Below are 24,704 nucleotides of genomic sequence, written 5' to 3' on the forward strand. Positions count from 1 at the left end.
TTATGCAAAGGGTACACAGAAGTTTAGAGAGGTGCAACTCTCTAAACCTTGTGAGATTGATTTCTCAATCTGTGTTCTTTTGGCTTTTCTTACAACTTCTATAATTTAACCACATCAAAATGATCTTTAGTACAGATGCCACAAGTGCCAAAATAGAAACCATTGTTTCCATTTCACACCCTTTGCTTTAGAATTCACCACCCATGCTATGATTTCCTAGCCCAGCCCTATCTAAAACAAAAGTAAGAACACTACCCTAGCTTTTAAAAGGGTACAAACGTATAGTATAATAATTTTCAGAAATGGATTAAAAATATGTCATATTGTCATAAATTTAAAGGAAAGCGTAGGTTGGGAGGGGGAACACCCCGACCTAGAGATTATTCATCTCTCTATATCATCCCTGTTCCAACGTGTCGGGTCCAGAAAAGTGTCATCATGGATATGCTTGAATGAAGCTTTAAACATTTTAAAAATATCTTTATTCTCTTTTTCAAGTCCTGCCAGCCACGCTTTGGTAGAGGCTCTTGCATGAGGCATTTTAACATCTTTGAGCATAGCCGGGCATGCTTCATCCCCTATGACCTGTAAGTTGTTCTCTTCGGCAAAGGCACGCAGCTGTGACTCTCTTGCCTGGATAAGCGGGCGTATGAGGTGAAAACCTCTACCTGTTTTGTAGATAGGAGCCAAAGCCCGCATGGTACCATTGTAGAACATATTCATGAAAAAGCTCTCTACTGTGTCATCAAAGTGATGTCCCAAAGCCACTTTGTTAAATCCGCCCTGCTCGGCAAAAGTATATAAAGCCCCTCTTCTCATACGTGAAAAATAGGAACAAAAAGAGGAGTTCTCTCTTATGGTATCATGTGAGATCTCAAAGATATTCGTATCATACACGGTATGTTTAATGCCATACTCTTCACAATGTTTGGCAAGGAACTCATAATGTTCATCCGGCATCCCATATTTAATGGTACAGGCTTCAAACTCAAACTCAAAAGGGGCATGACGCTGTATATGTTTCAATGCATGCACCAAAGCCAGTGAATCTTTTCCTCCGCTCAATCCTACAAGGACTTTATCACCCTCACCTATGAGTCTGAACTCCGCATTGGTCTTGCCAATGACTTTAAGAAGTTTTTTGCTCATCTTTACTTCAGGGGTACGGGATCTTTTTCTCTCAGAGATATCCATTATGCCTGCTTTGCCATGATCTTCTCCAGCATTGCCATGATAAAGCTGCTGCTCACCTGTGATGAATGTTTGAGAAATTCGTCAAAATCAAAAGTCGCATCCGTATCCGCCGTATCACTGATAGCCCTTAAAATAAAGAAAGGAACATCCAGAGCATCACAGACTTGAGCTACTGCAGCTCCTTCCATCTCAATGGCATCGGCCTCAAAAGTAGTGGCGATCCATTTTTTCCGTTCAATATCAGCAATAAACTGATCACCGGTAGCGATAATACCTTTTTTCAGATTGATACCTTTCTCATCCGCCACCGTTTTGGCGATATGTATCAGTTCTCTGGAAGGTTGCACATATATCTTGCCTTCAGGTACATACCCATGCGGATGGCCAAAAGCAGTGATATCCAAATCATGTTGACACAACTGTGTCGCAACTACAAGATCTCCGATTTTGAGGTCAGGAGCAATTGCTCCTGCTACTCCGGTAAAGAGCAGCATTTCACAACCGAAATGTTCGATCATCGTTGCAGCAGTCAATGCAGCATTGACCTTGCCAATCTTGGAGTAACTCAAAACGATTTCAAGATCTTTGTACTTTGCCTCATGATAAAGATTATTCGCATATTCGATATCACGATGTTTTTTGAAATATTTCAGTAAAGGTTCATGCTCACTATACTCCAGAAAAGGATCAACCTCTTCAACCATAGCTCCCATAATGGCTATTTTCATGCCAGCTCCCTGATACTCTGTATCGCTGTTTCCAAAGATGCCATATCACTCACAACAAAATGCGGTTTTTTCGTTGCTTTACGGTTAAGCCCTTTCAGTACACCGCCATGTCCGAATTCCACATAACAATCCACCTCATCATCAAAATTAGCAATAGACTGTTTATAGAGTACCGGTGAGACCAGCTGCTTTGGAAGCAGATCGAGTGCTTCTTCTTTTGTACTGTATTTTTGAGCCGTTACATTCGATACTACAGGTGCAGTAAACTCATCTTTCACTACTTCTGCAAGTTTCTCTGCAAAAGGTGCAACAGCAGATTCAAGCAAAGGACAGTGGCTTGCCACCGACATATTAAGCAACATCACCCTTCTCGCTTTTGCCTCTTTCAAAACAGGCTCAAGCTTTTCAAGGTCCGGTTTGATCCCTGCAATGACTATCTGCCCTGCTGCATTGTAGTTTACCGGCCATACTTTCATACCGGCTTCTCTTTGTGCAGTACAGATCTCTTCAACGACTTCATCTTCAAGCCCCAAAGAGACCATCATTCCTACATCCTGCCCTGCACATGCTTCAGCCATGAGTTTACCACGAAGGTTTACCAACTCTACTGCATCTATAGCATTAACAGCACCTACTGAGACCAATGCAGAGAATTCACCCAAAGAGTGTCCCAATGCATATACAGGTTTGATAGGCATCTCATCTTCAAACAGTTTATGCGCTATAGCCGATACAAGCAGGATAGCAGGCTGTGTAAATTCTGTCTTTTCAAGATCATCATTCTCTGTAAAAAGAAGGGTTTCAAAATCGATACCTGTTCTTTTACTGGCTTCTGCCACCATATTTTTGGCTACATCTGAATTATTAAAAAAGTCTTCTCCCATTCCCACAGCCTGTGAACCCTGCCCCGGAAATAAAAATGCACATTTGATTGACATACGTTATCCTTAATTGAAATTAACGTATTTTACCATCTTTAAATTATGATATGATAGTAGGAGAAATGAAAAAGAGAGATCTTTTACCGAACTATCTTTGTGCAGCATCCAGATAGTTCTTTATTTCCAGAATAAGTTTTCCGAGCTCTATATGGTATTTTCCTATATAGACAGGAAGTGTATCAAGCTTGTCATAGATAAAAAGAAGACTGACCTGGTCGGCCAAATGTGACATACGCTGTGCCCCTATGATCTTTGCCTGCTTTTCCAGTTCAATACAGAATTCTTTTATTTGCCATGTGGATTTCTCATTCACTATCTGCCTGAAATAAACATCTGATTTTTCAAACCTTTCTAAAAACTTTTTTAATTCTTTAACATATGACAAAGCCACTTTTTTTGTATTTTTTTCTCCTGTTTCCATATCAAGTACCGGTAGTTCATCCTCTTTTTTCTCTTCTTTTTGTGTATGATTTTCCTGTACACTTTCTGTATTGTTTTTACTCTTTTCTATAAACCTTTGATTCACTATTTTAAAACTTTCATTCATATATTTTCTCATACTAATGATCGTTCTGTTCTCTCCGGGTCTTATCTGTCTGTCATCGTTCCCATTGTTAAAAAGCAACAGAAGCAACTCATATATACTCTCTTGAGTAACAGGTTTAACCAGATGGGCTGATGCACTGTGTGTATTCGCTCCTTCTGTATAATCAGGGTCCTGAAGCAGCACATATTTGAGAGAAGTGTTTTTTTGTACTTTTCTGACCAGATCTTCAAGCCCATCTGTAGTAAGTTTTTCCTCTATGACCAAAATATCATACTGAGGCAACTCATTTCCTTTTTTCTTGGATTCTTCATATCCCACATCCACATCATAAAGAAAATATTTAAACATTTTCTGAATACTCCGGGCTATCTTGTCACTCTCACAGATCAATAAAACTTTTTTACCCAGCATTGCCATATCAGGCAGTCTGTAATAACGTCTGTTCCCCAGTTCTTTCAGTTTGAAAGGGATACTGACATGTATCCCTGAAGGATTTTCATCTTTTAGCACAATCTTTCCGCCAAGCAGTTCAAGATCTTTATTCAACTGGGTTTCCTTAAAGATCATTACCTTCTCTTTACCCATACCGGTTTCTCTGATCTCAAAAGATATTGATTCTTCATATAAAAAATCTTTGGGAGCTGAAAGAGACAATACAATCTCTTTTTCACTACTGTGTTGAAGCACAAAAGCAAGTATCTGCGAAAGAAGATGTATTAATACTTCAGCATCCCCCTTTAATTCTTTCGGTACAGTTGCATCTATATCATAGATCAATTCAATTTTCTTTTCATTTCTTATAGATTCCAATGATAAAAATACTGCCATCAATACCATATTAATATCAAAAGAGTTCTCTTTCATCCTGCCCTCACACTTCTTCTGTAAATTTTATTGCTGTATGATAACAAAAATAAGAGAAAAATATAATGATAAATACAAAAATATATAAAATTACAGAGGATAGATCTCTATAAGATTTATATTTTTCAGATGAAAAAGGAAGAGGGTACGGGGTTAAGGAGAAAAAGAGCCAAACAGTATTAAAAAACTGTTTGGTATATAGAGTAAGGGATATTAATGACTACAGCCACATCCTCCGCCTTCACCATGTGAACCGCAACTGCCCTGTGCTCCGCCTACCTGACCTGAAGCAGCTTCATCTGCTGTTGCTTCTCTTGCATCAAGTACTGTAACAGAGAACATAAGATCCTTTCCTGCCAATGGATGATTGAAATCCACTTTTACTTCTTTGTCATCGAATGAAGTAACTGTTACCTGTACAGTCTCTCCATGTTCACCTTGACCGTAAAGTATCATACCTTCCTTAAGATCAACACCTTCGAATTGCTCGATCGGCAGTGTTTGCATCGCTTCCGGGTTTACTTCACCGTATGCATCTGCAGCTTTGACCATAATATCTCCGCTTTCACCTTTAGCCATACCGGTAAGGGCATTTTCAAGACCAGGGATGATGTGACCTTTTCCTGTGATAAACTCTAGTGGCTCTGCACCTTTATTTGTATCTACAACTTCTGTTGTCCCCGCTTCTTTTACTTCATATTCGATTGCTACAACGCAATTTTCATTTGTAATTGTCATCAATGTTCCTATATATTTAGATTTGTGCTATTTTATCTAAGCAAACTTTAGTGATGCTTATGAAAGATCATTTTTATCTTATCTGTCCTGAACCGTAAATTTTAAATTTGTACGTTGTCAGTCCTTCTATCCCCATCGGTCCACGTGCATGAAGCTTGTTGGTACTGATGCCCACTTCTGCACCAAATCCAAAAGCTCCGCCATCGGTAAAGCGGGTTGAGGCATTAACATAGACAGCCGCTGCATCTACGCCATTCAAAAAGGCTTCTGCTGTGGTGATGTTCTCTGTGATGATAGCTTCCGAATGACCTGAACCATATCTGACGATATGCTCTATGGCACCTTCTACACCTTCTACAACTCTAATGTTTAAGATATTTGCCAAATACTCCGTGTCAAAGTCCTCTTCTGTGGCAGGAGCCACCTCAATGCTTTTTTGTGTGATCTCACACCCTTTAAGCTGGGTATGTGCTTCATCAAAAACCACTTTAAGTTGTGGTAGTACTTCATCTGCGATGGCAGCATCTACAAGCAGTGTCTCCATGGAGTTACATACCCCTGGTCTTTGGACTTTTGCATTCAATGCGATAGCGATGGCATTCTCTACATTGGCATCTTCATCTATATAGGTATGACATTGTCCTTTGTCATGCTTCACCACTGGCACAGTTGCATTTTCACTCACATAACGGATAAGCCCTTCTCCTCCACGCGGTACGATAAGGTCAACATACTTGTCCATCTTAATGAGCTTCGCCACACCTTCACGTGACGCATCCGGAATAAGCGAGATAAGTGCCTCGGGTAAACTATTTTTCTTCAATACCCCTTGCAATACTTTAGCAATGGCTTCATTAGAGTTTTGTGCTTCTTTCCCGCCTTTGAGTACACAGACATTTGCAGATTTAAAAGAGAGTGCTGCTGTATCTGACGTGACATTCGGACGTGACTCATAGATGATGCCTATAACACCTATAGGCACAGAAACTTTTTCTATCTTGAGTCCATCTTCAGTCACCCAACCATCAAGTATCCGCCCTACCGGTTCTTTCAATGCTGCTATCTCTTCTATGGCAACCGCCATACCGTCCACGCGTTCTTCATCCAAAAGGAGTCTGTCTTTCAGCGCAGGAGTAAGATTGTTTATCTCCGCATCTTGCATATCCAGTGTGTTGGCTTTGAGTATCTCTTGTGTATTGGCTCTCAATGCCTCTGCCATCTCTTTTAAAATTCTATTTTTCTCTGCCCCACTCAAAGTAGAGAGTACCCTGCTTGATGCTTTGGCTTCCTGTAAAAATGCTTCCATATATTTTATTCCTCGTCAATAATTGAAGCTATTTTAACAAATAAATACTAATAATGTTATAATCCTATCAATTAATTCAAAGATACTTCTCACCAAAGGCGAAGCTTGAGTGACTGAGTATGATATGAACTTTGTTCATACTATACGAGAAGATATCAATAAGGGGGTAGATATGCAAACGATCACATTTATAGGTAACGGAAACATGGGGCTCAGCATTGCCAAAGGCCTAAAGGACAAATACAACATTGAAGTTGCGGGGAGAAACCTGGAGAAACTGGATCAATTTGAAGAGGATCTTGGTGTAAAAATAGACAAATATCTCCTTGATGATTTTGATATATCAGAGAAGACCATACTTTTCTGTGTGAAACCTGCCAATGTGGAGGAGGTAGCTAAAAAACTGAAAGGAAAAGCCCGGGTTGTTTTCTCTATTCTGGCAGGAACTACCGTAGAGAAACTGAAAAAACATCTTAAAACCAAAGCTGTAGTAAGAAGCATGCCGAATCTTGCAGCAAGTGCAGGATACTCTATGACTACACTTACCGGTGACCATAGATTCAGAAAAGAAGCAGAAGCACTTCTCGGTACAGTAGGTGATACCTTATGGCTGGAGAGTGAAAAAGAGATAGATATCGCTACAGCTCTGGCAGGTTCCGGACCCGCCTATCTGGCCCTTGTTGCAGAGGCATTGGCAGACGGTGCAGTGAAACAGGGACTGAAAAGAGAGGATGCCATGACCGTAATGAAAGGTCTCTTTGGCGGTTTTGGAAAACTGATCCAGGATATTCATCCTGCATTGCTTAAAGATGGTGTAATGAGTCCGGGAGGTACAACAGCAGCAGGTTATGCAGCACTGGAAGAAGGCAATGTCAGAGCTGCATGTATAGATGCCATAGAACAGGCATACAAAAAGGCTAAAGAGCTATAGCGATTCTATCTGTCCAGATAGATCTTTCTCAGATCCTCTTTTGCAAAAGGCATATAGGTATGCCGTGTAATGACCACTTTTGTTTTATACCCTGTCCATTTATAGATAACAGGAACATCTTTGGGATCTATATGAATACAACCGTGGGACATCCAGTCCACACTCCCTTTATGCAAAGCATGACCATAACGGGTAAATTTCATCATATAGTCCATATTGTTCACACCTGACTCATCCGGATATGCCCTTGACATATGATAACGTTTCTTTTGGATAATGGGGAAAACACCTGACGGACTTCTGAATTCAGGTGCACCTGAAGTCACGGGACCGCTCCACCATACTGTTCCGTCCCTGTCCACAGCATAAAAACGTCCGTCACTGCCTTTTTCTCTGACTGAAACAACAATAAAATCCTTGCCTGTAAGATCTACGGTCCTCTCATCCCCTGTTTTCAAATTCACTACTTTAAAAACTGTTTTGGAAACAGGGATCAGTTCATGTGTCAGGTCTTTTACCGGTTTTTCAATTTCATCTTCAGCCCATATCATACCGATACAGCACAGTAACATTATAAATACAGATCCTACCTGTCGCATCTATAGCTGCTTTAATTTCTTTTTTGCGATCTTGGCACTTTTTCTGCCCTGATAATTCTCTATAATATTTTCATAAAAAGCTCTCGCTTGTTCTTTATCCCCTGTTTTTTCCAGAGAGACTGCTGTGTGCAGCAGCAATACATCTATGTAACTTGCCTTGTCATAGAGTCCGGCACTTTTCTTGAAATAAAATATTGCATCTTCATATTTCTTGCTGTAGTATGCTATCTCTCCAAGATAATAGTTTGATGCCGCAGGCTTATATCCTTTTATGTCTGTGATCGCAAACCTCTTTTTCGCTTCATCATAACGCTTCTTCACAAAGAGTCTTACCCCTTCACTATAAAGTTTGGAAGCAGGTCTTCCTTCCAGTGAATCTTCAACTGTTGTCTTTTCTTTTACGGCAGGTGAATATTTACCTTTTGTCTTCAATGCTTTTTGAAGTTCTGCCTTGCTCACATAGTCATTATTGATCTTATCGATCATTCTGCCCAACTCTTTCAGTAATTCCGTATTGTCATTCCCTCTTCCCGAAGAGGTTCTGCCGCTATTTCCCTGTAATTCATTCAATGTGGCACTCAATCCTTCTATAATAGAAGTCAAACCATCGATCCTCTCATTCTGTTCTGCTATCTTTTGTCTAAGTGAAGCGATCGCTTTTTTATTTTGTATGCTCAGGCTTTGCGGTGATGCTGTTCTTTCCGATGAACTGTCAGTGAACGTATTGAACCCGTATACTGACGGTTCTGCAAAAAGCACTGTACTGCATAAGAAAAAAAATAAAAATACACTGCATAAATATTTTTGTTTCATCACTATCCTACTTGACTAAACGAAGATCCACTCTTCTGTTCCTGGCATAACATTCATCTGTAGGATCACTACATACCGGATTGCTTTCGCCAAAACTTACGATCAGCATCTTGCCGGTATTGACTCCCTGGGCAGTGATAGCATCTTTAACTGCTTTAGCTCTTTTAAGCCCTAATGCATAATTATATTCATCCGTACCGAACTCATCACAGTTCCCTTCTATCTTTATCTGTGAAGCACCTGTGCTGTTCACTACACTTGCATTGGAGGCAATATGATTCTCCATATTCGAAGAGATACTGTAATCCCCAAATTCAAAATAGATACTTCGGAAACCATCACTGCTGCTGTTATATTTTCCTGCCGTACCATTGGCTCCTGTTTCATTGCCATATTGGTTTTCATTTATAGTAACTGTCTCACCTGCTATCTGTGTCGCATCCGAGATATTGTTCTTTCCTGCATTGGTTCCGCCGAAACCGGGTGCAGTCTGACTGCACCCGGTCAGTAAAAATAGTGAAAATGACGCTGCTGTTATTATTGTTTTCATCATATATAATCCTTTTATTTATAAGAGTTGATCACCAGTCTATTGACTGGATCTTTCGCCCGCCAAGCGGGAAAAGCAAACTTTGATAGCTTCCAAGGTTGATGTATCCTATAGAAGAGCTGTTACCTCTGTGCTTAATATAGAGTATCACTGAACCATCCGGAGAAAACCTCGGGAACTGGTTGGTCCCTGTCGTTGTAAGAGGACGTGTTCCCGAGCCATTCAAAGAGGTTAAATATAGGTTGAAGGTGTTACTACCAAAACTGTTTTTACTCTCTCTGCTGGAATAGACTATTTTCTTTCCATACGCATCACAGGCATTGTTGTTCCGTCCATGGTAAACTACTTGTGAAACAGCCGCAGAGTGAATGGATTTTTTAAAGATATTTGCATATCCAAGACGGTTGGAGACAAAAACAATACGGCTCTCATCATCTACATATTTACCGTTTACATCGATACCTCTGAACTTGGTAACTCTTGTCTTTCTTTTTGTTGCAAGATCAAATTCATAGATATCCGCCTGCCCCTCCGGTGCCATAGTAAGTAAAAGTTTTGAACCATTCCTACTCACATCCGAACAGACAAGCATCCCTTCAGAAGCTGTGATCTTCTCTTTTGCTCCTGTATAGATATTGATCTTATATAATGTCGGTATCAGACCTTTATAGGATGTATAGTAAAAACTCTTCTGGTTCTTATCCGCCCATTTGGGAAAAAGATTCAGCCCGCCCCTTATGATGACTTTCTGATAATTAAAAGTATAGTCAGCAAGTAGTATCTCACTGTGTCTTGGTGTAGTATAACGTGAAAAAACCACATAACGGTTGATCCATCCGATATCAGGATATTTTAAAACATTGTTAATATCGGAAATGGCTTTATGTGCCAGAAAAGGCATTTTGCTTGTTGTAGGTATGGCATAACTTTTTTTCAGGATCTGAGTACCGTCAGATGCTTTCAACAGACGTATTAAAAGCTTTGTACCTGTGGTCTGTCTGAGGGCATATTTAAGTACATACTCCTGGCCTTTCAGTGCAGGAGGGATGAAATTTGAAGTAATATCCCCTGAATACTTTGTACTATCCGGTAAAAAGTGTCCGGAGATCTTAAGATCCGCAAGTAATATATCAAAGATTTTATCATTTGATACAGAAGATGCTTCCATCAAAGCAATACGGGAACGCTGTTCCACATCTTTTTCTATTTTCAATGTAGCATCGACAGCAAAGAGATTTATGGTGAATAAGAAGAGTAAAAGATATCTCAAAACATTTCCTTGATTTTATATTTTTATATGCATTGTATCAAGGCTGAGTTGAAATCTTCATTAATTAATATCAATTCTATTTTTTACATTATGCTAAAATAAGGAATATAAGTTCCACTGTACCTTCAGGAAAGAGGGACTTTCATTATAAAAAGAATAAAAGGAGTGGTATATGAATGATATTCTCATCACACTGGCTAAAGCAGCAATTCTGGCTGCATTGGATCAAGCTGAAGATTTTGATCTGGAAAAAGCATTAAGAGACTATCCTGAACTCCAGGAGAACGGTGCTTCGTTTGTTACTATCAATACTGAACCGAATGAACAGCTCCGCGGATGTATAGGCTCGCTCCAGGCTCACCGCCCACTCTATAAAGACATTATCTCAAATGCACAAGCTGCTGCTCTGCATGATCCCAGATTTGCACCAATAACCCCGGAAGAACTCAAAGATATCAAAATAGAGGTTTCTGTTCTTTCCGAACCAAAAAGCGTGGAATACAGTGATATTCATGATCTGAAGAGTAAAATAGTACCTTTTCAGGATGGTGTTGTACTGAAATACGGCGGAAGACAGGCCACCTATTTGCCTCAAGTTTGGGAACAGCTTCCTAATTTTGATGATTTTTTCTCCACCTTGTGCCTTAAAGCCAATTTACCTATGGACTGTCTCTCTCTGCATCCAGATATCTCTACCTATACAGTGCAAAAATATAAAGAAAAGTAATGCACTTATTTATCCCTTTCAGGGGATAGAAAAGAGTAAGCTCTAAGCAGCACAATATCTGCTACACGTAAAGCATAGGTATTCAAGCATAATACCCCTAACCAAACACCTAAAACTCTCATCTAAACTGCCCATGCAAACGGGAACAGTGGGTCAGCAGTCAGGTATATGTCGGCGATATTCTGCTAAGGTGTTTTACGGACTATCTTACTCTTTGTTCCATCAGTAAAGGTCACTTGCACGGCTATGGACTTTGCTGTACCCAGCGGCATGGTCAGATAGATAATATCTTTGGTCACAGCCATAGGATTCTTGGGATCACAGGGCTGAAGTTCCCATACTTTATCCAACACATCCCAATTAATACTGTAATGTACTTCTTTGATGCCGCAGGCATAAGATTCCAAATGTGTAAAATAGATCCACTGCTTCCCGTTATAGTCACGGAAACTCACCCAGTTGTTTTGAGTCATATTTAGTATCTGCTTCATCTGTTCAGGCGGCATAGCCTTTGCAGGTGAAAAAAAAACTATCAAGAAGAGAAGAGGTATCATGTATCTGGTTATTTGCTTCATTTTATGCTCCTTATGAAACGTAATATACATACGATAACAGTTCTATATTAAGTTTTGGCTTTTATGCTTCAGAAAAACAAACAGATCCTTCAATATGCCCTAATTCTGTTTTTCACAATATCTATGACTCTCTTATACATCCAGCCACTCTACTCTTTCGCTATGAATTCTGCTTCGAATTTATATGTTCGGTTACCTCTGTGTGGCCCGAAACCTATAGTTTGCAACTGCTCCAGATATTCAATCAGACCTCTATTGAAATCTTCATTATTCGAAGCAGTCTTGAGTTTGAATTCAAATGACCCTGTAGGATCTATGAATAACAGGACTTTCACTTTCTCTCCTACATACTCACTTTGTGCAGGCCAATCTTCCAACATACTTTGTACTTTTGCCAAATACGTATTTTCCACTCCGCTGTCACTGTTCTTCTGTATTTTGAGTGCATGACTGATACGTTCACTTGCACTCACAGGTTTGTCAGTAACCTTTATGAGATTATTTTTCGGCATTGTCTTTATAGGCTTATCACTTACTGTAATGATATCCCTTTTTTTGGATGTTTTGACATTTGCAAAGAGATCCAAAGCTTTTTTCTTTGGTTTTGTAAGATTTTCATCTTTTTTCTTTATGACTTTTTTTACAATCTTCTCTTTAACGACCTTTTTCCTTAGCACTTTTTTGGGCTTAGGTTTTGGTTTAACCTTAGGTTTTGGCTTAGGTTTTGGTTTAACCTTTGGTTTTGGCTTAGGTTTTGGTTTAACCTTTGGTTTTGGCTTAGGTTTTGGTTTTTTAGCTTTTTCAGGTGCAGAAAGTGCCACCTGAATACGATGTTCATCTTTTTTGACATAATGTACAGGCTTCTTTTCATTACGTGTATTAAAATAGAAAATGAGTAACCCGACAACGGCAAAATAGATACCGAAAGCCAAGATACCCCATATGAATTTTGGAGATTTATCCATCATAAAGTTATAAGTGATACCTTATCAAAACCTGCTGCTTTGACGCTTTTAAGCAGGTACATCACATCTTTGTATTTCAGCTGTTCATCTGCACGTATATAGACTTCAGAATCTTTATCGAACTTTACAGACTGATTCACAAAATCATCTGCAAAAGTATCCAAAGAATAGGTATCTTTATTCAAATATATTTTTTGATTCTTATCCATTCGGATCGTAAGTGTTTTGGTTTTTGTAACTTTCACTGTTTTAGAGCCCTGAGGCAGAGCGATCTGTTCCTGAAAAGTGATCGTAGGGGCAGTAATCATCAAAATCGCCATGAGAACCAGCATCACATCCACCAGAGGCGTAATGTTCAGATCCGGACTATCATCCCAAGAGAACATTTATGACTCCTCATTGACCTGAGAAAGGATCACTTCTGACTGTGAAGAGAGAAGTGAAGAGAGTTCATATGCTTTACGTTTCAGGATCAAATGGAAAGTATAGGCAAAGATCGCTACAGCAATACCCGCTGCTGTAGCAATGAGAGCTTCAGAGATAGCAGGGGCTACTACACTTAAAGATGCACTGGACTGTGTCCCTAATTTAGAGAATGTTTCAAGTATCCCTATGACCGTACCGAAAAGACCGATGAAAGGTGAAGTGGATGCGATGATTGAAAGCCAGGTCAAACCTTTGGTAGAAACACGGATCGCATCAGAAGACGCTGCTTCCAATATGGCTTTGTTAGGAGTATTGACACGACTCAGATAAGTAAAAATAAGTGAATTGCTGGACACTGATTTTGACTGGCCTGTATAGAGTTCTTTGAGTGATTTCGCTTCTGAGGCAATACGTGAATTCAGAATAGTGAATCTATCTAAAAATACCCAGAATGTCACAATAAAATATCCGGAGAGCAGAAGCAGTACAAAAATAGTGATTGCACTGCTGTCTATGAAATAATCCAGGAGAGATCCCAATTTAGAAAGACTTTCCGATTTGCTCTACTTTGCTTACCGCAGATGCGATAGCAGTACTAGAGGCTTCTGTGCTCTTGAGCAGTGCTTTTGCTGCTTCAAGTGCTTTAGCAAGGTCACTGTCATCACCAGAGAGAGCAACTGCACCATCAACGATACAGGTTGTTTTCTCTTCATCAACTTTTACATAACCGGAGTTGATAGCAACTGCCACTTCACTTCCGTCTGCTTTTTCAATGACGATCACACCTGTATCAAGCAACGATACCAAAGTCGCATGTTTTGGCAGGACACCAAATTCACCTTCAGCACCCGGTAATGTTACCTGTTTTACTTCAGCATCAAAGATCACACCGTTCGGTGTGACTATTTCTAGCTTCATAAGTTCCATAATTATCCTTTATAAGAGCAAAAGCTAAAACTACTTAGCGTTGATCTTATCGTTTTTAGCAATAGCCTCAGCCATATTTCCTACCATGTAGAATGCCGCTTCGTTCATATCATCATATTTACCTTCAAGAAGGCCTTTAAATCCTTCGATCGTATCTTCAAGTGTAACATATACACCTGGAGAACCAGTAAATACTTCAGCAACGTGGAATGGCTGAGAAAGATATTTTTCGATCTTTCTTGCTCTCTCAACAACAAGTTTATCATCTTCAGAAAGTTCATCCATACCAAGGATCGCAATAATATCTTGAAGATCTTTATATTTTTGAAGAATTTGCTGAACACCTGTTGCAATATTATAATGTTCTTCTCCAACAATTTGCGGATCAAGCATTCTTGAAGTTGAATCCAATGGATCAACCGCAGGATAAATACCTTTTTCAGCAATAGATCTGTTAAGTACTGTTGTTGCATCCAAGTGAGCAAATACAGACGCAGGAGCCGGGTCAGTCAAGTCATCCGCAGGTACATATACTGCTTGTACAGATGTAATTGAACCTTTAGTTGTTGATGTAATACGCTCTTGAAGGGCACCCATCTCTCTTGCTAGAGTCGGCTGATAACCAACTGCTGAAGGAATACGGCCAAGAAGTGCAGACATCTCTGAACCTGATTGTGCAAATCTAAAGATATTATCGATGAACATCAATACATCAAGACCCATCTCATCTCTAAAGTACTCAGCCATGGTAAGACCAGTAAGAGCAATACGGTTACGTGCTCCAGGAGGTTCACTCATTTGACCGTAGCACAGTGCAACTTTGTCAAGTACGTTTGACTCTTTCATTTCGTAATAAAGGTCATTCCCTTCACGTGTTCTTTCACCAACACCGGCAAATACTGAGTATCCGGAGTGTTTCATTGCAACATTGTTGATAAGCTCCATAATAATAACCGTTTTACCAACACCGGCACCACCGAATAGCCCAACTTTTCCACCTTTGTTATATGGAGCAAGAAGGTCAACTACTTTGATACCTGTTTCAAATACTTCTGTCTTTGTACTTTGCTCTTCAAATGGTGGTGGATCTCTATGGATTGACCAGTACTCTTTTGCATTCACTTCACCAGCTTCATCAACAGGCTCACCAATTACGTTAAAAATACGTCCAAGAACTTCTTCACCTACAGGAACTTTGATAGAGTCACCGGTTGCTTTCACTTCCTGGCCTCTTACAACACCTTCACTCATATCCATAGCAATCGTTCTTACTCTGTTGTCCCCAAGTTGTGCCGCTACTTCTAAAACTAATTTTTGCTCTTTACCGTCAACCATGAATGTTGTCTCTAACGCTTCATTGATCTCCGGTAGATAGTCTGTAAAATCCACATCTAGAACGGGACCTAAGACTTGTACTATTTTACCTGTCATTTCTTCTCCTCTAATTATTTCATTGATTCCATACCACTGATGATCTCAATGAGCTCAGTAGTAATAGCTTCTTGTCTTGCTTTGTTATATTTAACATTTAACTCTTTAACCATGTCTTTAGCATTTTTAGTTGCTGCATCCATAGCCTGCATACGGGCAGAATGTTCAGCAGCCAATGAATCGATAAGTGAATAGTACATGGTATATTCAACATAACGCTTCACCAATGCATCAAGAAGTGTATCGTCGTCATCCGGTTCTACTTCAAGTTCTGATGTTGATACAGTATTAAACTCTAACTTAGATGTATCCACCGGTAATACCTGATCTTGTCTGATCTCTTGTGTGATCATATTGACATAACCATTATGAATTAAAATGATCTTATCTGTCTCACCGTTTACATATGATTCAGATACTTCAGAAATAAATTCTGCAGCTGTCTTAAAATCCGGTGCTGCAGAAAGTCCGATGATCTCATCATTTAAATCAACATTGTTGAATTTAAAGAAGTCAATTCCTTTTCTACCTACAGCTCTAAGACGAACTTTAACATCTTGCTCTTTATAGTCAGCAATAAGTTGAGTGGTTCTTTTAATCGTTTGTGAATTAAAACCACCACAAAGCCCTTTATCTGCAGTAATAAAGATAATATCTACTTTTTTAGGATTTTGTATATCCCTAAAATAGACATTATCAATACCTTCGGCATTGGACTGTTGCATTTTTTGAGCGATCTCGTTTAAGAGTTCTGTCAATTTAGCAGCATACACTCTCGAACGCTTAGCAAGTTCTTCTGTTCTTTTCAGTTTTGCAGAAGAGACAAGCTTCATAGCGTTAGTGGTCTTCTGTGTATTCTTAACAGACCCTATCTTACGCTTTATCTCTTTTAAATTAGCCATGATTAGCCTTTCTTACGCTGCAAATGAAGCTTTGAAATCTTCGATAGCTTTACGTAATTCCGCCTCTGTTTCATCAGAGATCTTTTTCTCATTTCTGATCGCATCAAGGATATTTGCATATTTTGCTTCCATAAATGGCATAAGATCAGCTTCAAATTTTGTTACTGAAGATGCAGGAATATCATCAAGGTATCCATTTGCACCGGCAAAGATGATCACAACTTGCTTCTCAATCGGCACTGGAGAATATGGTCCCTGTTTAAGTACTTCTACCATTCTTTGTCCACGCTCAAGCTGACCTCTTGTATAGTCATCAAGGTCAGATGCAAACTGTGCAAACGCCTGAAGCTCTCTAAATGAAGCAAGGTCAAGTCTTAATGTTCCAGAAACCTGTTTTGTTGCTTTGATCTGGGCAGCACCACCAACTCTGGATACTGAAAGACCTACGTTGATCGCCGGTCTGATACCAGAGTTGAACAAGTCTGTTTCAAGGAATATCTGACCATCAGTAATAGAAATAACATTTGTCGGGATATATGCCGCAACATCACCTGCTTGTGTCTCAATGATAGGGAATGCAGTAATTGAACCAGCACCTAATTCATCGTTTACTTTTGCAGCTCTTTCAAGAAGTCTTGAGTGAAGATAAAAAACATCTCCCGGGTATGCTTCTCTTCCTGGAGGACGTCTTAGGATCAATGACATCTCTCTGTATGCAACCGCATGCTTGGAAAGGTCATCGTAGAAAATAACTGCATGTCTGCCATTGTCTCTGAAGTACTCAGCCATAGTAACACCTGCATAAGGAGCAAGGAATTGAAGTGCTGAAGACTCAGCTGCACCTGCAGTTACAATGATCGTATAATCCATTGCACCATGTTCTTCAAGTTTTTTTACAGTTGCAGCAACTGTTGACTGTTTCTGACCGATCGCAACATAGATACATACAACATCTTGACCTTTTTGATTGATGATCGTATCGATAGCCAATGTTGTTTTACCTGTTTGTCTGTCACCAATGATAAGTTCTCTTTGACCTCTACCAACCGGTACAAGTGCATCAATCGCTTTGATACCTGTCTGAAGCGGTTCATGAACAGATTTTCTAGCCATGATTCCCGGTGCCTTCTCTTCAACAAATCTATGCTCAGTTGCTTCAACAGCACCTTTACCGTCTACAGCTTCACCAAGAGAGTTTACAACTCTACCCATAAGTCCGTCACCTACAGGAACTTTAAGAAGTTCACCGGCTCTTTTTACACTCATACCTTCTCTAATACCTGCACTGGATCCAAGAACAACAACACCTACGTTTGCTTCTTCAAGGTTCAATACCAGACCTCTAGCCCCATTGTCGAACTCTACAACTTCACCTGCCATAACATTGTTAAGACCGTAAACTGTTGAAATTCCGTCTGCGATACCTACTACTTTTCCTATTTCATTGATGTCAACATCAATCTCAAAGTTCTCGATTCTCTCTTTGATGATTGAACTTATCTCATCTGCTTGCAATTTAACTGCCACTGATACTCCTTTACTTTAGATAACTATAGTGATTTCTTAATGAAATCAATTAGCTGTTCTTTAACTCTCTCTTTAGAGAAGTTTACCTCAATACCCAAATCATCAACTGAAACACGCAATCCGTCAAGATCCGTTTTTTCCTGTGTCAATTTAATCTTGGAACCTGTATATTTTTTAAGTGTTTTCTCAAGTTTGCCTAACTCATCTTCACCAAGCAACTCTTTGCTTTTTAATACACCTTCGTACTGATTTGACTCTTTTTGCAAGTCTGCATTCAATACTTTGGCAATTGCGGGAATCAGATCAAGCCTTTTATTCTCACCTAATATTTTGATAAAATTCACAAGTGTACTATCTGCCTTGTCACCCAGTGTAGAAAGGATCATCTCTGTCTTTTTTTCACTTGCAATGATAGGAGAAGTCAATGCTGACTTTATCTCTTCAGCACCAATAGCTTCCGTCAATACATTAAGCACTTCTGCAATACTTGCAACATCTTTACTTACTGAGGAAAGTGCCTTTGCATATCTTTTAGCGATCAACTCTTCCATCTATGCCACCTTCTTGGAAATAATATCAACAACTTTAGCTTCATCAAGCATGATATCATCATTTGTGATATTCTCACTCAATATCTCATCGATCGCTTCTCTCGCTGATCTTCTCTCTTCCAAAGTCATTTTTTCTTCAAGCTGTTTTTCCATAAGAGCCAGCTCATTTTCATTTGCTTCGCTGATCTTCTGTGCTAAAAGTATTGCTTCTTTCTTTGCATCTTCAATGATCTGCTCTGCCTTCTTATTACTTTCATCCAAACGAGCCTGTGCTTCTTTTTTCTCATCTTTGGCTGCCTGAAGTTTCTCTTCTATTTCTCTAAGCTGTGCTGCAATACCTTCTTTTCTCTCTTTAAAGAAGTTTTTGATCGGGTTGGAGATCAAATAATACAACAGTGCCGCGAAGATCGTAAAGTTAACGACTCTTGGCCAATAGTCACTCTCTCTGCCTGTTTGTGCAAAATAACGACTCTCTTCACCACTTGCATGACCGCTGGCTAAAAGAATAGCAGGTACCATGAGTAAAGCGAATAGTGCTAATTTCTTCATATCCATCCTTTCCTATAGTTTGCTGAACTTAGCTTTGAGGCTCTCTTTAAATAGAGGCATTTGAGAAAGGAGAGAATTTTTGAGGTTCTCTTTATCAGCAGCTAACTTTTCTACAAAGTTTTCATACTCTCTGTCCAACTCATTCTGTTTTGTTTCGACTTTACTTGCAGCCAATGTTTTTTCTCCATCGATCGCTTTCTGTCTGATTGCAGCAGCTTCATTTTTAGCATTGCTAATATTTTCATCTGCTTTGGCATTGAGTTCATCGCTGTTACCACTAAGACCTTTTGCTGCTTCTAAATCTTTTGCTATGGAATTATCCCTGTCATCCATGAACTTGACCAGGGGCTGGAATAGCATATTATTTAAAAGAACAAGAAGGGTTAGAAATAAAGCCAAGACGAACAACATCAATGGTAAATGTATGTCAAGCATTAAAACTCCTCGTGTAATTTCGCATTATTTTATCATTTTGGAGATGAGATGTTGGTTAAAATTTAGGGTTTTTTGAGGAATGTTAAAAAGTTTTCAATATCTTTCTCATCAGTTAAGCTTATCTCAATACTTTTAGCTTTGATTTTGTGTTTAAAAGGCAATAGAGTCTGTAATTCTTCTGCATATTTATCAAGCAAATGGGGTGCAGTTGTTTTTACTGCTGTACCGGAAAGATTTCCTTTGTGCTTCTTGACCATTTTCTCTGCATCACGCACACTAAGTTTCTGCCCGATGATACTGTCAATAATGATCTTCTGTTTCTTTTCATCAAGCCCCACCAGGACTTTTGCATGTCCTTGGGAAATCTTTCCTGAAACCACTTGTTTCTGTGCATAGGGAGAAAGGCTGAGCAGACGCATTGTATTGGTGATCTGAGAACGGCTTTTATGTACGATAGCAGAGAGCTCATCATGGGTGATCTTATGTACATCTATCAGTTCGGCATAAGAATTCGCCAATTCTATAGCATTAAGGTTCTCTCTTTGGATATTTTCTATCAGAGCCAGTTCACGCAGTCTTATCTCATCGATCTCCACATCGGCGATAATTGCTTTGATCGTCTGTATCTTTGCCAATTTATGTGCTCTGAGACGACGTTCCCCTGCAATAAGAAGGTAACCATCCTCTTTTTCGATCACTACAATAGGTTGAAGCAGGCCGTGTTCTTTAATGGAATGACTTAATTCCGTAAGTGCTTCTTCATCAAAATGTTTACGAGGCTGAAAAGGATTGGGTGTAATACTGTCAATAGCCAGTTCTTCAACTTTCGCTCCCTGTGCTTCAAGTTCAAAACTGTCAATATTGCTCAGATCTTTTTCATATGCTTCTTCTACTTCAGAAAGGATATCTCCCAGTCCTCTACCCAATGCCATATCTATCCTCTTGCTATCACTGTTGCCAGATCTCTATAGGCTACAGAGCCTTTGGAGCTCGTTGCATAATAAGTAACCGGCTTACCAAAACTCGGACTTTCCGCTATTTTCACATTACGCGGTACAACAATACACTCTTTTGCTTTTTTAAGATGGAACAGTTTATCTTTAAAGTGGTGACTCAGATCAGCCAGTACCTGCTTAGATAGGTTATTCTGTCCGGAATACATTGTAGGCAGGAACCCTTTGATCTTCAGTTTCGGATTGATCGTTTTTTTCAGAAGGCTGACGGTATTGAGTAATTGTGCAAGACCTTCCAGTGCAAAAAATTCACATTGGATAGGAATAATCACTGAATCTGATGCACTTAAGGCATTGATGGTAATAGGTCCCAGTGCCGGAGGTGAATCAATAATGATAAAATCAAATTTTTTAGAGATCTCTTTGATCTTCTCTTTAAGGATCAATTCCCGGTTCTTCTTTTTAGGATTGTAAAATTCTTTTTCTATCCCTACAAGACCAATATTAGATGGTACGAGACTAAGATTTTTTATGGCTGTTTTGAGTACCACTTCCGAGAGTTTTTTAGTGCCTATAAGCACATGGTAGATATTGAATTCATAATCATTTCTGTTAAACCCAAGACTGGTAGTCGCATTGGACTGTGGATCTATATCCAGAAGAAGTACTTTTTTACCTTTTTCAGCTAAGGAAGCTGCCAAGTTTACTGCTGTTGTTGTTTTTCCTACACCACCCTTTTGGTTGGCTATACTTATCACTTCACTCATCGTAAACTATACACCTTCTCCCCCTCTATAATTAAAGAACCGTCTTTACATAGACTGGCGTCTGCAAGGCTCTTTTGATAGTTTTCAATATGAACCGAAAACTTTCTGCTTAGTTCAAATTCTACCTCATACTCACTAAAAATCTGCTTCCATGTTGGAAATTTCTGAAGTGCTGTAAGGTAATTTTCCAGTAATATTTCAGGTGTGATATCGCACTGCAAGGCTCTATAGCCATTTTGCGAATTTTTTAAATTTATTCCGATACCGCATACCAGAATATCATTTATTTTTTTTGTGATCGTTCCGCCTACTTTATCATCATTCTTATAGAAGTCATTTGGCCATTTCAACCAGATATTTTCACCTAATGACTCTAAAGTTTTCTTCATGATAAAAGAGAAGTAGATAGAAGCAGATGAAAGAGACAGATCCAAAGGAAGATCCTCTAATTCTACCGCAACAGAAGCAAAAAAATTTCCTTTGCCTCCTGACCAGACATTATCACGACTACCCACACCATTACTCTGTTCAGATGCAATGACCGCTATAGGAGCAGAGAATTCACCTATACGTATCTTCTCTATCAAATATTTTTGTGTTGAGGGGAGTCTTTCAAAGAATTGTATTTCCAACTTTTAATCCTCTTCCGACACAATATGCTTTGGCAGACATTGCCTTTTTGGAGGCAGGTTGTATGATCCCTATTTTTAAAGAGCCTCTGCTGCATCCGACGATCACACTCTCATCTTCAAATGAAAGTATCTCAAAGGCCTGATGAACCTCTTGGGTATCTATCAGTGTAACATCATCAAACTTTGTACCATTAGGAGCAAAGATCCCCGGCCATCCTTCAAATGCCCTATATTTATTATAGATCTCTTTTGCATCTTTAAAATTGATCTCCCCGTCACTCTTTTTGATCTTTTTACAAAGTGTTGCCTGCTTTTCATCCTGTTTTTCAGGAGTAATACTCTTATAATGACGAATTGTACTCAGTGTTAAACTGCAGGCATCCTCCGTAAGCTGCTGCATCAGGGCATGCAGTCTTATATCTTTGGGAATGACAAATTCTACTTTTTCAAGAATATCTCCTGTATCCAATCCCTCTTCCATAAGCATGGAGGTCACACCGGTCTTTTCATCACCATTCAGTAAAGACTGCTGCACCGGTGAAGCACCTCTATATTGAGGAAGCAAAGAAGCATGCAGATTAATACATGGTGCAATATCCAATATACTCCTTGGCAGCAGTTGTCCGAATGCTGCCACAATAATAAAATCCGGATCAGCAGACTTTATTGCCTCCTCAATCCCCTCATCACTGAGACGGTTTGGCTGTAAAACCTCAATACCATGTTCCTCTGCCAAAACTTTTACAGGAGGAGGAGTCAATACTTTTTTACGGCCTACAGGACGATCCGGCTGTGTCAAAACCAAAGCGACTTCCATATCTTCTGCCTGTATAAGTGTATCCAATATCTCTTTTGCATAGTGGGGTGTACCCATGTAAACTATTTTTTTCATCTCTGTCACCTATAAATATTTTATTATATATGCAGGGTTTTTCTGACTATTATTGAAAGAGTGTCCCGCCGATATGTTTGCCTTCTACCAGAAAAGACCGTATATCAGAAAGATCAAATCCGCTTGCCAGAAACATTGCTCTGCCGTGCTTCATAAGAAAATCCGCAGATTGTAATTTTGTTACTATACCACCTGTGGCAAACTCATTGTTCGGTGTATGTTCTGCATTGAGTTCTTCTTCCAGGATAGTACTCACTACCGCTCTACGCTTGGCATCAGGATACTGGTTGGGATCTTTGTCATAAAAAGCATCGATATCAGACAGGATAACAAGCAGTTCAGCATCAAAATAGTGTGCAACATGTGCAGAGAGTCTGTCATTATCACCAAAGACCAGCTCCTCGATACTTACTGTGTCATTTTCATTGATAATAGGTACAACACTGTTTTCCAACAGTGTATCAATAGCTACTTTTGCATGTATAATATGTTTATCAGATTCAAAAACATCTGCACTCAGAAGTACTTGTGAACAAAGCAGACCGAATTTTGCAAACTTCTCCTGATACATTTTAAGCAAAAGCGGTTGGCCTATCGCAGCAAGTGCCTGCTTATTGGCAACCGAATTCCTGTCTAAAGGAAGCAGTGTAGAACCTGCTGCAACAGCACCCGAACTTACCAAGATCACTTCATACTTATGTGCTTTAAGTTCAGCTATAAGCTGTACCAGTGCCAACATACGTCTCTTTGCTATAGTTCCGTTTTCTGTTAAGACATGGGAGCCGACCTTGATAACAATACGGTGCATCCTGATCTCCCCCCCCCTATGCCTCTTGTTCTTCTTCTTTGACATTTTTTACAAAATCACCTAAAGCATAACGTAACGCTTCTGTATTCAAGTGTGCCACAGAAGAGATAGGAAGTACAAAAAGCGGCTTCTCTTGCGGCAATTCCACACCAAAATCTGTCTTAAATCCGTAACTTATATAATTGCTGTCTTCTTTATATCGGTTCAAAGTATCATTTGCTTCTAAACCGATATCTGACAAGAAAGTCTTTGTGAGTTCATTGACCTCATCTTGTGAGAGTGAATCTATCTTTGTGATGGCAATCGCATGTTTTCTTGTTGCCAAAGTTTCAGAGTAACGCTGCAACTCTACCAAAAGTGTCTCATACTGATACTTCATCTCTCTGTAATTGGCTGCATCTATCATAAGAAGCAGGGTTTTTGTTCTTTCAATATGTTTCAGGAATTCCAATCCCAGACCTCTGCCGTCACTTGCACCTTCAATAATACCAGGGATATCTGCCATCATAAATGAATCATAGTCCCCTATATGTACCACACCTAACTTTGGCGTAAGTGTGGTAAACTCATAATTCGCCACTTGCGGTCGTGCATTTGAAAGTGTGGAGATAAGTGTGGACTTTCCTACATTGGGATATCCTACAAGTCCTACATCTGCAATAAGTTTCATCTCAAGTCTTACATGTTTGGTAATACCGGGTAAACCAGGCTGTGCATAAGTGGGTCTTTGGTTACTTGCATTTTTAAAATGCATATTTCCCAGTCCTCCTTTACCGCCTTCAAGAAACTTTACAACTTCACCCTCTGTGACAAGATCCAAAAGTTCTTCTCCTGTCTCCATATCTACGACCGTTGTACCCGGAGGTACTGTGATAGTAGTATCCTGTCCCTTACGTCCATAACATTTACGGCCTTCACCGGGACGGCCGTTTTCAGCCTTGATATGCTTACGGCCACGAAGTCCCGATAGAGTATCTGTATTATTGTCTACTTTAAAAAAGACAGAGCCTCCACGGCCACCGTCTCCGCCATCAGGGCCGCCTTTTACTACGAACTTCTCCGTCCAAAAAGAGATGGCACCCGCACCACCTTTACCTGAACTGATAGTCAGTTCTACGCTATCTACGAACATATATTAAACCTTTATGAATATAAA

At 39.6% G+C, this 24,704-nt stretch carries 29 protein-coding genes; 2 read left to right on the forward strand and 27 right to left on the reverse strand.

Features of this window, described 5'->3' with window-relative positions; translation table 11 throughout:
* Positions 1-384: 384 nt before the first annotated feature.
* From ACZ48W_RS03105 to ACZ48W_RS03130, 6 genes are all read right to left on the reverse strand, one after another.
* Positions 385-1,194: a tRNA lysidine(34) synthetase gene (locus tag ACZ48W_RS03105; RefSeq protein ID WP_464829805.1), complete on the reverse strand. Its 810-nt coding sequence runs from the start codon at positions 1,192-1,194 to the stop codon at positions 385-387.
* Positions 1,194-1,922 carry a 5'-methylthioadenosine/adenosylhomocysteine nucleosidase gene (locus ACZ48W_RS03110; RefSeq protein WP_464829808.1) on the reverse strand — a complete coding sequence of 243 codons (729 nt, stop codon included), beginning with the start codon at positions 1,920-1,922 and terminating at the stop codon, positions 1,194-1,196. The genes ACZ48W_RS03105 and ACZ48W_RS03110 overlap by 1 nt, the downstream gene beginning before the upstream one ends.
* The gene (gene fabD, locus ACZ48W_RS03115; RefSeq protein WP_464829810.1) at positions 1,919-2,860 is read right to left on the reverse strand and encodes an ACP S-malonyltransferase; all 942 of its coding nucleotides are present in this window, start codon (positions 2,858-2,860) and stop codon (positions 1,919-1,921) included. Before fabD ends, ACZ48W_RS03110 begins: the two co-directional genes overlap by 4 nt.
* 91 nt (positions 2,861-2,951) lie before the next feature.
* Positions 2,952-4,274, reverse strand: coding sequence for a hypothetical protein (locus ACZ48W_RS03120; RefSeq protein WP_464829812.1), 1,323 nt, complete (start codon positions 4,272-4,274; stop codon positions 2,952-2,954).
* Positions 4,275-4,487: 213 nt separating this feature from the next.
* A complete protein-coding gene (locus tag ACZ48W_RS03125; protein ID WP_464829814.1) occupies positions 4,488-5,012 on the reverse strand; it encodes an FKBP-type peptidyl-prolyl cis-trans isomerase in 525 nt (174 codons plus the stop codon).
* A 73-nt stretch (positions 5,013-5,085) separates the two neighbouring features.
* Entirely contained in the window at positions 5,086-6,318 is a 1,233-nt protein-coding gene (locus tag ACZ48W_RS03130; protein WP_464829816.1) for a glutamate-5-semialdehyde dehydrogenase, read from the reverse strand.
* A 172-nt stretch (positions 6,319-6,490) separates the two neighbouring features.
* Here ACZ48W_RS03130 and ACZ48W_RS03135 point away from each other — a divergent pair, with 172 nt between their 5' ends.
* On the forward strand, positions 6,491-7,249 hold the full coding sequence (locus ACZ48W_RS03135; protein WP_464830465.1) for a pyrroline-5-carboxylate reductase: 759 nt from the start codon (positions 6,491-6,493) through the stop codon (positions 7,247-7,249).
* 5 nt (positions 7,250-7,254) lie between these two features.
* Here the strand turns inward: ACZ48W_RS03135 and ACZ48W_RS03140 are convergent, their stop codons facing one another.
* From ACZ48W_RS03140 to tolB, 4 genes are read right to left on the reverse strand one after another with little or no spacing between them, the layout of a single operon-like run.
* Positions 7,255-7,848, reverse strand: a complete 594-nt coding sequence (locus ACZ48W_RS03140; RefSeq protein ID WP_464829818.1) for a L,D-transpeptidase — start codon at positions 7,846-7,848, stop codon at positions 7,255-7,257.
* Positions 7,849-8,661, reverse strand: a complete 813-nt coding sequence (locus ACZ48W_RS03145; RefSeq protein ID WP_464829820.1) for a tetratricopeptide repeat protein — start codon at positions 8,659-8,661, stop codon at positions 7,849-7,851.
* Positions 8,662-8,668: 7 nt separating this feature from the next.
* Complete coding sequence (locus ACZ48W_RS03150) at positions 8,669-9,214, reverse strand: OmpA family protein (RefSeq protein WP_464829822.1); 546 nt, start codon at positions 9,212-9,214, stop codon at positions 8,669-8,671.
* A 28-nt stretch (positions 9,215-9,242) separates the two neighbouring features.
* Positions 9,243-10,481 (reverse strand): Tol-Pal system protein TolB, encoded by a 1,239-nt coding sequence (tolB, locus tag ACZ48W_RS03155; RefSeq protein WP_464829824.1) that lies wholly within the window; start codon positions 10,479-10,481, stop codon positions 9,243-9,245.
* A 172-nt stretch (positions 10,482-10,653) separates the two neighbouring features.
* On the opposite strand from tolB, the gene amrA reads away from it, so the two are divergent.
* On the forward strand, positions 10,654-11,208 hold the full coding sequence (amrA, locus tag ACZ48W_RS03160; RefSeq protein ID WP_464829826.1) for an AmmeMemoRadiSam system protein A: 555 nt from the start codon (positions 10,654-10,656) through the stop codon (positions 11,206-11,208).
* 185 nt (positions 11,209-11,393) lie between these two features.
* On the opposite strand, the gene ACZ48W_RS03165 is transcribed toward amrA, so the two are convergent.
* The 17 genes from ACZ48W_RS03165 to obgE all read right to left on the reverse strand — a co-directional run bounded on the left by ACZ48W_RS03165 (position 11,394) and on the right by obgE (position 24,680).
* Positions 11,394-11,783 carry a hypothetical protein gene (locus ACZ48W_RS03165; RefSeq protein ID WP_464829828.1) on the reverse strand — a complete coding sequence of 130 codons (390 nt, stop codon included), beginning with the start codon at positions 11,781-11,783 and terminating at the stop codon, positions 11,394-11,396.
* Between the two features lie 149 nt (positions 11,784-11,932).
* Entirely contained in the window at positions 11,933-12,751 is an 819-nt protein-coding gene (locus ACZ48W_RS03170; RefSeq protein ID WP_464829830.1) for a TonB C-terminal domain-containing protein, read from the reverse strand.
* Positions 12,748-13,134, reverse strand: coding sequence for an ExbD/TolR family protein (locus ACZ48W_RS03175; protein WP_464829832.1), 387 nt, complete (start codon positions 13,132-13,134; stop codon positions 12,748-12,750). The genes ACZ48W_RS03170 and ACZ48W_RS03175 overlap by 4 nt, the downstream gene beginning before the upstream one ends.
* Positions 13,135-13,713: a MotA/TolQ/ExbB proton channel family protein gene (locus ACZ48W_RS03180; protein WP_464829834.1), complete on the reverse strand. Its 579-nt coding sequence runs from the start codon at positions 13,711-13,713 to the stop codon at positions 13,135-13,137.
* Position 13,714: 1 nt separating this feature from the next.
* Complete coding sequence (gene atpC, locus ACZ48W_RS03185; protein WP_464829836.1) at positions 13,715-14,101, reverse strand: ATP synthase F1 subunit epsilon; 387 nt, start codon at positions 14,099-14,101, stop codon at positions 13,715-13,717.
* A 30-nt stretch (positions 14,102-14,131) separates the two neighbouring features.
* Positions 14,132-15,532 carry a F0F1 ATP synthase subunit beta gene (gene atpD / locus ACZ48W_RS03190; RefSeq protein WP_464829838.1) on the reverse strand — a complete coding sequence of 467 codons (1,401 nt, stop codon included), beginning with the start codon at positions 15,530-15,532 and terminating at the stop codon, positions 14,132-14,134.
* 14 nt (positions 15,533-15,546) lie between these two features.
* Positions 15,547-16,434 (reverse strand): ATP synthase F1 subunit gamma, encoded by an 888-nt coding sequence (gene atpG, locus ACZ48W_RS03195; protein WP_464829840.1) that lies wholly within the window; start codon positions 16,432-16,434, stop codon positions 15,547-15,549.
* Between the two features lie 12 nt (positions 16,435-16,446).
* Positions 16,447-17,961, reverse strand: a complete 1,515-nt coding sequence (gene atpA, locus ACZ48W_RS03200) for a F0F1 ATP synthase subunit alpha (protein WP_464829841.1) — start codon at positions 17,959-17,961, stop codon at positions 16,447-16,449.
* Positions 17,962-17,984: 23 nt separating this feature from the next.
* Positions 17,985-18,512: a F0F1 ATP synthase subunit delta gene (locus ACZ48W_RS03205; RefSeq protein ID WP_464829843.1), complete on the reverse strand. Its 528-nt coding sequence runs from the start codon at positions 18,510-18,512 to the stop codon at positions 17,985-17,987.
* Positions 18,513-19,061 (reverse strand): F0F1 ATP synthase subunit B family protein, encoded by a 549-nt coding sequence (locus tag ACZ48W_RS03210; protein WP_464829845.1) that lies wholly within the window; start codon positions 19,059-19,061, stop codon positions 18,513-18,515. It abuts the gene before it with no gap.
* A 12-nt stretch (positions 19,062-19,073) separates the two neighbouring features.
* The gene (locus ACZ48W_RS03215) at positions 19,074-19,496 is read right to left on the reverse strand and encodes a F0F1 ATP synthase subunit B family protein (protein ID WP_464829847.1); all 423 of its coding nucleotides are present in this window, start codon (positions 19,494-19,496) and stop codon (positions 19,074-19,076) included.
* 62 nt (positions 19,497-19,558) lie between these two features.
* Positions 19,559-20,428, reverse strand: a complete 870-nt coding sequence (locus ACZ48W_RS03220; RefSeq protein ID WP_464829849.1) for a ParB/RepB/Spo0J family partition protein — start codon at positions 20,426-20,428, stop codon at positions 19,559-19,561.
* A gap of 2 nt (positions 20,429-20,430) precedes the next feature.
* The gene (locus ACZ48W_RS03225; RefSeq protein ID WP_464829851.1) at positions 20,431-21,216 is read right to left on the reverse strand and encodes a ParA family protein; all 786 of its coding nucleotides are present in this window, start codon (positions 21,214-21,216) and stop codon (positions 20,431-20,433) included.
* Entirely contained in the window at positions 21,213-21,848 is a 636-nt protein-coding gene (locus ACZ48W_RS03230; RefSeq protein ID WP_464829853.1) for a biotin--[acetyl-CoA-carboxylase] ligase, read from the reverse strand. Before ACZ48W_RS03230 ends, ACZ48W_RS03225 begins: the two co-directional genes overlap by 4 nt.
* Positions 21,829-22,740 carry a methionyl-tRNA formyltransferase gene (fmt, locus tag ACZ48W_RS03235; protein ID WP_464829855.1) on the reverse strand — a complete coding sequence of 304 codons (912 nt, stop codon included), beginning with the start codon at positions 22,738-22,740 and terminating at the stop codon, positions 21,829-21,831. The genes ACZ48W_RS03230 and fmt overlap by 20 nt, the downstream gene beginning before the upstream one ends.
* Positions 22,741-22,789: 49 nt before the next feature.
* Positions 22,790-23,548, reverse strand: coding sequence for a glutamate 5-kinase (gene proB, locus ACZ48W_RS03240; RefSeq protein ID WP_464829857.1), 759 nt, complete (start codon positions 23,546-23,548; stop codon positions 22,790-22,792).
* A gap of 16 nt (positions 23,549-23,564) precedes the next feature.
* Positions 23,565-24,680, reverse strand: a complete 1,116-nt coding sequence (gene obgE, locus ACZ48W_RS03245) for a GTPase ObgE (RefSeq protein WP_464829861.1) — start codon at positions 24,678-24,680, stop codon at positions 23,565-23,567.
* Between the last annotated feature and the right edge of the window lie 24 nt (positions 24,681-24,704).

The organism is Sulfurovum aggregans, from assembly GCF_055385215.1.

Excerpts from the sequence above, each read along its gene's own strand:
- ACZ48W_RS03105 (WP_464829805.1), bottom strand. The coding sequence starts at position 1,194 with ATGGATATCTCTGAGAGAAAAAGATCCCGTACCCCTGAAGTAAAGATG.
- ACZ48W_RS03110 (WP_464829808.1), bottom strand. The coding sequence starts at position 1,922 with ATGAAAATAGCCATTATGGGAGCTATGGTTGAAGAGGTTGATCCTTTT.
- fabD (WP_464829810.1), bottom strand. The coding sequence starts at position 2,860 with ATGTCAATCAAATGTGCATTTTTATTTCCGGGGCAGGGTTCACAGGCT.
- ACZ48W_RS03120 (WP_464829812.1), bottom strand. The coding sequence starts at position 4,274 with ATGAAAGAGAACTCTTTTGATATTAATATGGTATTGATGGCAGTATTT.
- ACZ48W_RS03125 (WP_464829814.1), bottom strand. The coding sequence starts at position 5,012 with ATGACAATTACAAATGAAAATTGCGTTGTAGCAATCGAATATGAAGTA.
- ACZ48W_RS03130 (WP_464829816.1), bottom strand. The coding sequence starts at position 6,318 with ATGGAAGCATTTTTACAGGAAGCCAAAGCATCAAGCAGGGTACTCTCT.
- ACZ48W_RS03135 (WP_464830465.1), top strand. The coding sequence starts at position 6,491 with ATGCAAACGATCACATTTATAGGTAACGGAAACATGGGGCTCAGCATT.
- ACZ48W_RS03140 (WP_464829818.1), bottom strand. The coding sequence starts at position 7,848 with ATGCGACAGGTAGGATCTGTATTTATAATGTTACTGTGCTGTATCGGT.
- ACZ48W_RS03145 (WP_464829820.1), bottom strand. The coding sequence starts at position 8,661 with ATGAAACAAAAATATTTATGCAGTGTATTTTTATTTTTTTTCTTATGC.
- ACZ48W_RS03150 (WP_464829822.1), bottom strand. The coding sequence starts at position 9,214 with ATGATGAAAACAATAATAACAGCAGCGTCATTTTCACTATTTTTACTG.
- amrA (WP_464829826.1), top strand. The coding sequence starts at position 10,654 with ATGAATGATATTCTCATCACACTGGCTAAAGCAGCAATTCTGGCTGCA.
- ACZ48W_RS03165 (WP_464829828.1), bottom strand. The coding sequence starts at position 11,783 with ATGAAGCAAATAACCAGATACATGATACCTCTTCTCTTCTTGATAGTT.
- ACZ48W_RS03170 (WP_464829830.1), bottom strand. The coding sequence starts at position 12,751 with ATGATGGATAAATCTCCAAAATTCATATGGGGTATCTTGGCTTTCGGT.
- ACZ48W_RS03175 (WP_464829832.1), bottom strand. The coding sequence starts at position 13,134 with ATGTTCTCTTGGGATGATAGTCCGGATCTGAACATTACGCCTCTGGTG.
- atpC (WP_464829836.1), bottom strand. The coding sequence starts at position 14,101 with ATGGAACTTATGAAGCTAGAAATAGTCACACCGAACGGTGTGATCTTT.
- atpD (WP_464829838.1), bottom strand. The coding sequence starts at position 15,532 with ATGACAGGTAAAATAGTACAAGTCTTAGGTCCCGTTCTAGATGTGGAT.
- atpG (WP_464829840.1), bottom strand. The coding sequence starts at position 16,434 with ATGGCTAATTTAAAAGAGATAAAGCGTAAGATAGGGTCTGTTAAGAAT.
- ACZ48W_RS03205 (WP_464829843.1), bottom strand. The coding sequence starts at position 18,512 with ATGGAAGAGTTGATCGCTAAAAGATATGCAAAGGCACTTTCCTCAGTA.
- ACZ48W_RS03210 (WP_464829845.1), bottom strand. The coding sequence starts at position 19,061 with ATGAAGAAATTAGCACTATTCGCTTTACTCATGGTACCTGCTATTCTT.
- ACZ48W_RS03215 (WP_464829847.1), bottom strand. The coding sequence starts at position 19,496 with ATGCTTGACATACATTTACCATTGATGTTGTTCGTCTTGGCTTTATTT.
- ACZ48W_RS03220 (WP_464829849.1), bottom strand. The coding sequence starts at position 20,428 with ATGGCATTGGGTAGAGGACTGGGAGATATCCTTTCTGAAGTAGAAGAA.
- ACZ48W_RS03225 (WP_464829851.1), bottom strand. The coding sequence starts at position 21,216 with ATGAGTGAAGTGATAAGTATAGCCAACCAAAAGGGTGGTGTAGGAAAA.
- fmt (WP_464829855.1), bottom strand. The coding sequence starts at position 22,740 with ATGAAAAAAATAGTTTACATGGGTACACCCCACTATGCAAAAGAGATA.
- proB (WP_464829857.1), bottom strand. The coding sequence starts at position 23,548 with ATGCACCGTATTGTTATCAAGGTCGGCTCCCATGTCTTAACAGAAAAC.
- obgE (WP_464829861.1), bottom strand. The coding sequence starts at position 24,680 with ATGTTCGTAGATAGCGTAGAACTGACTATCAGTTCAGGTAAAGGTGGT.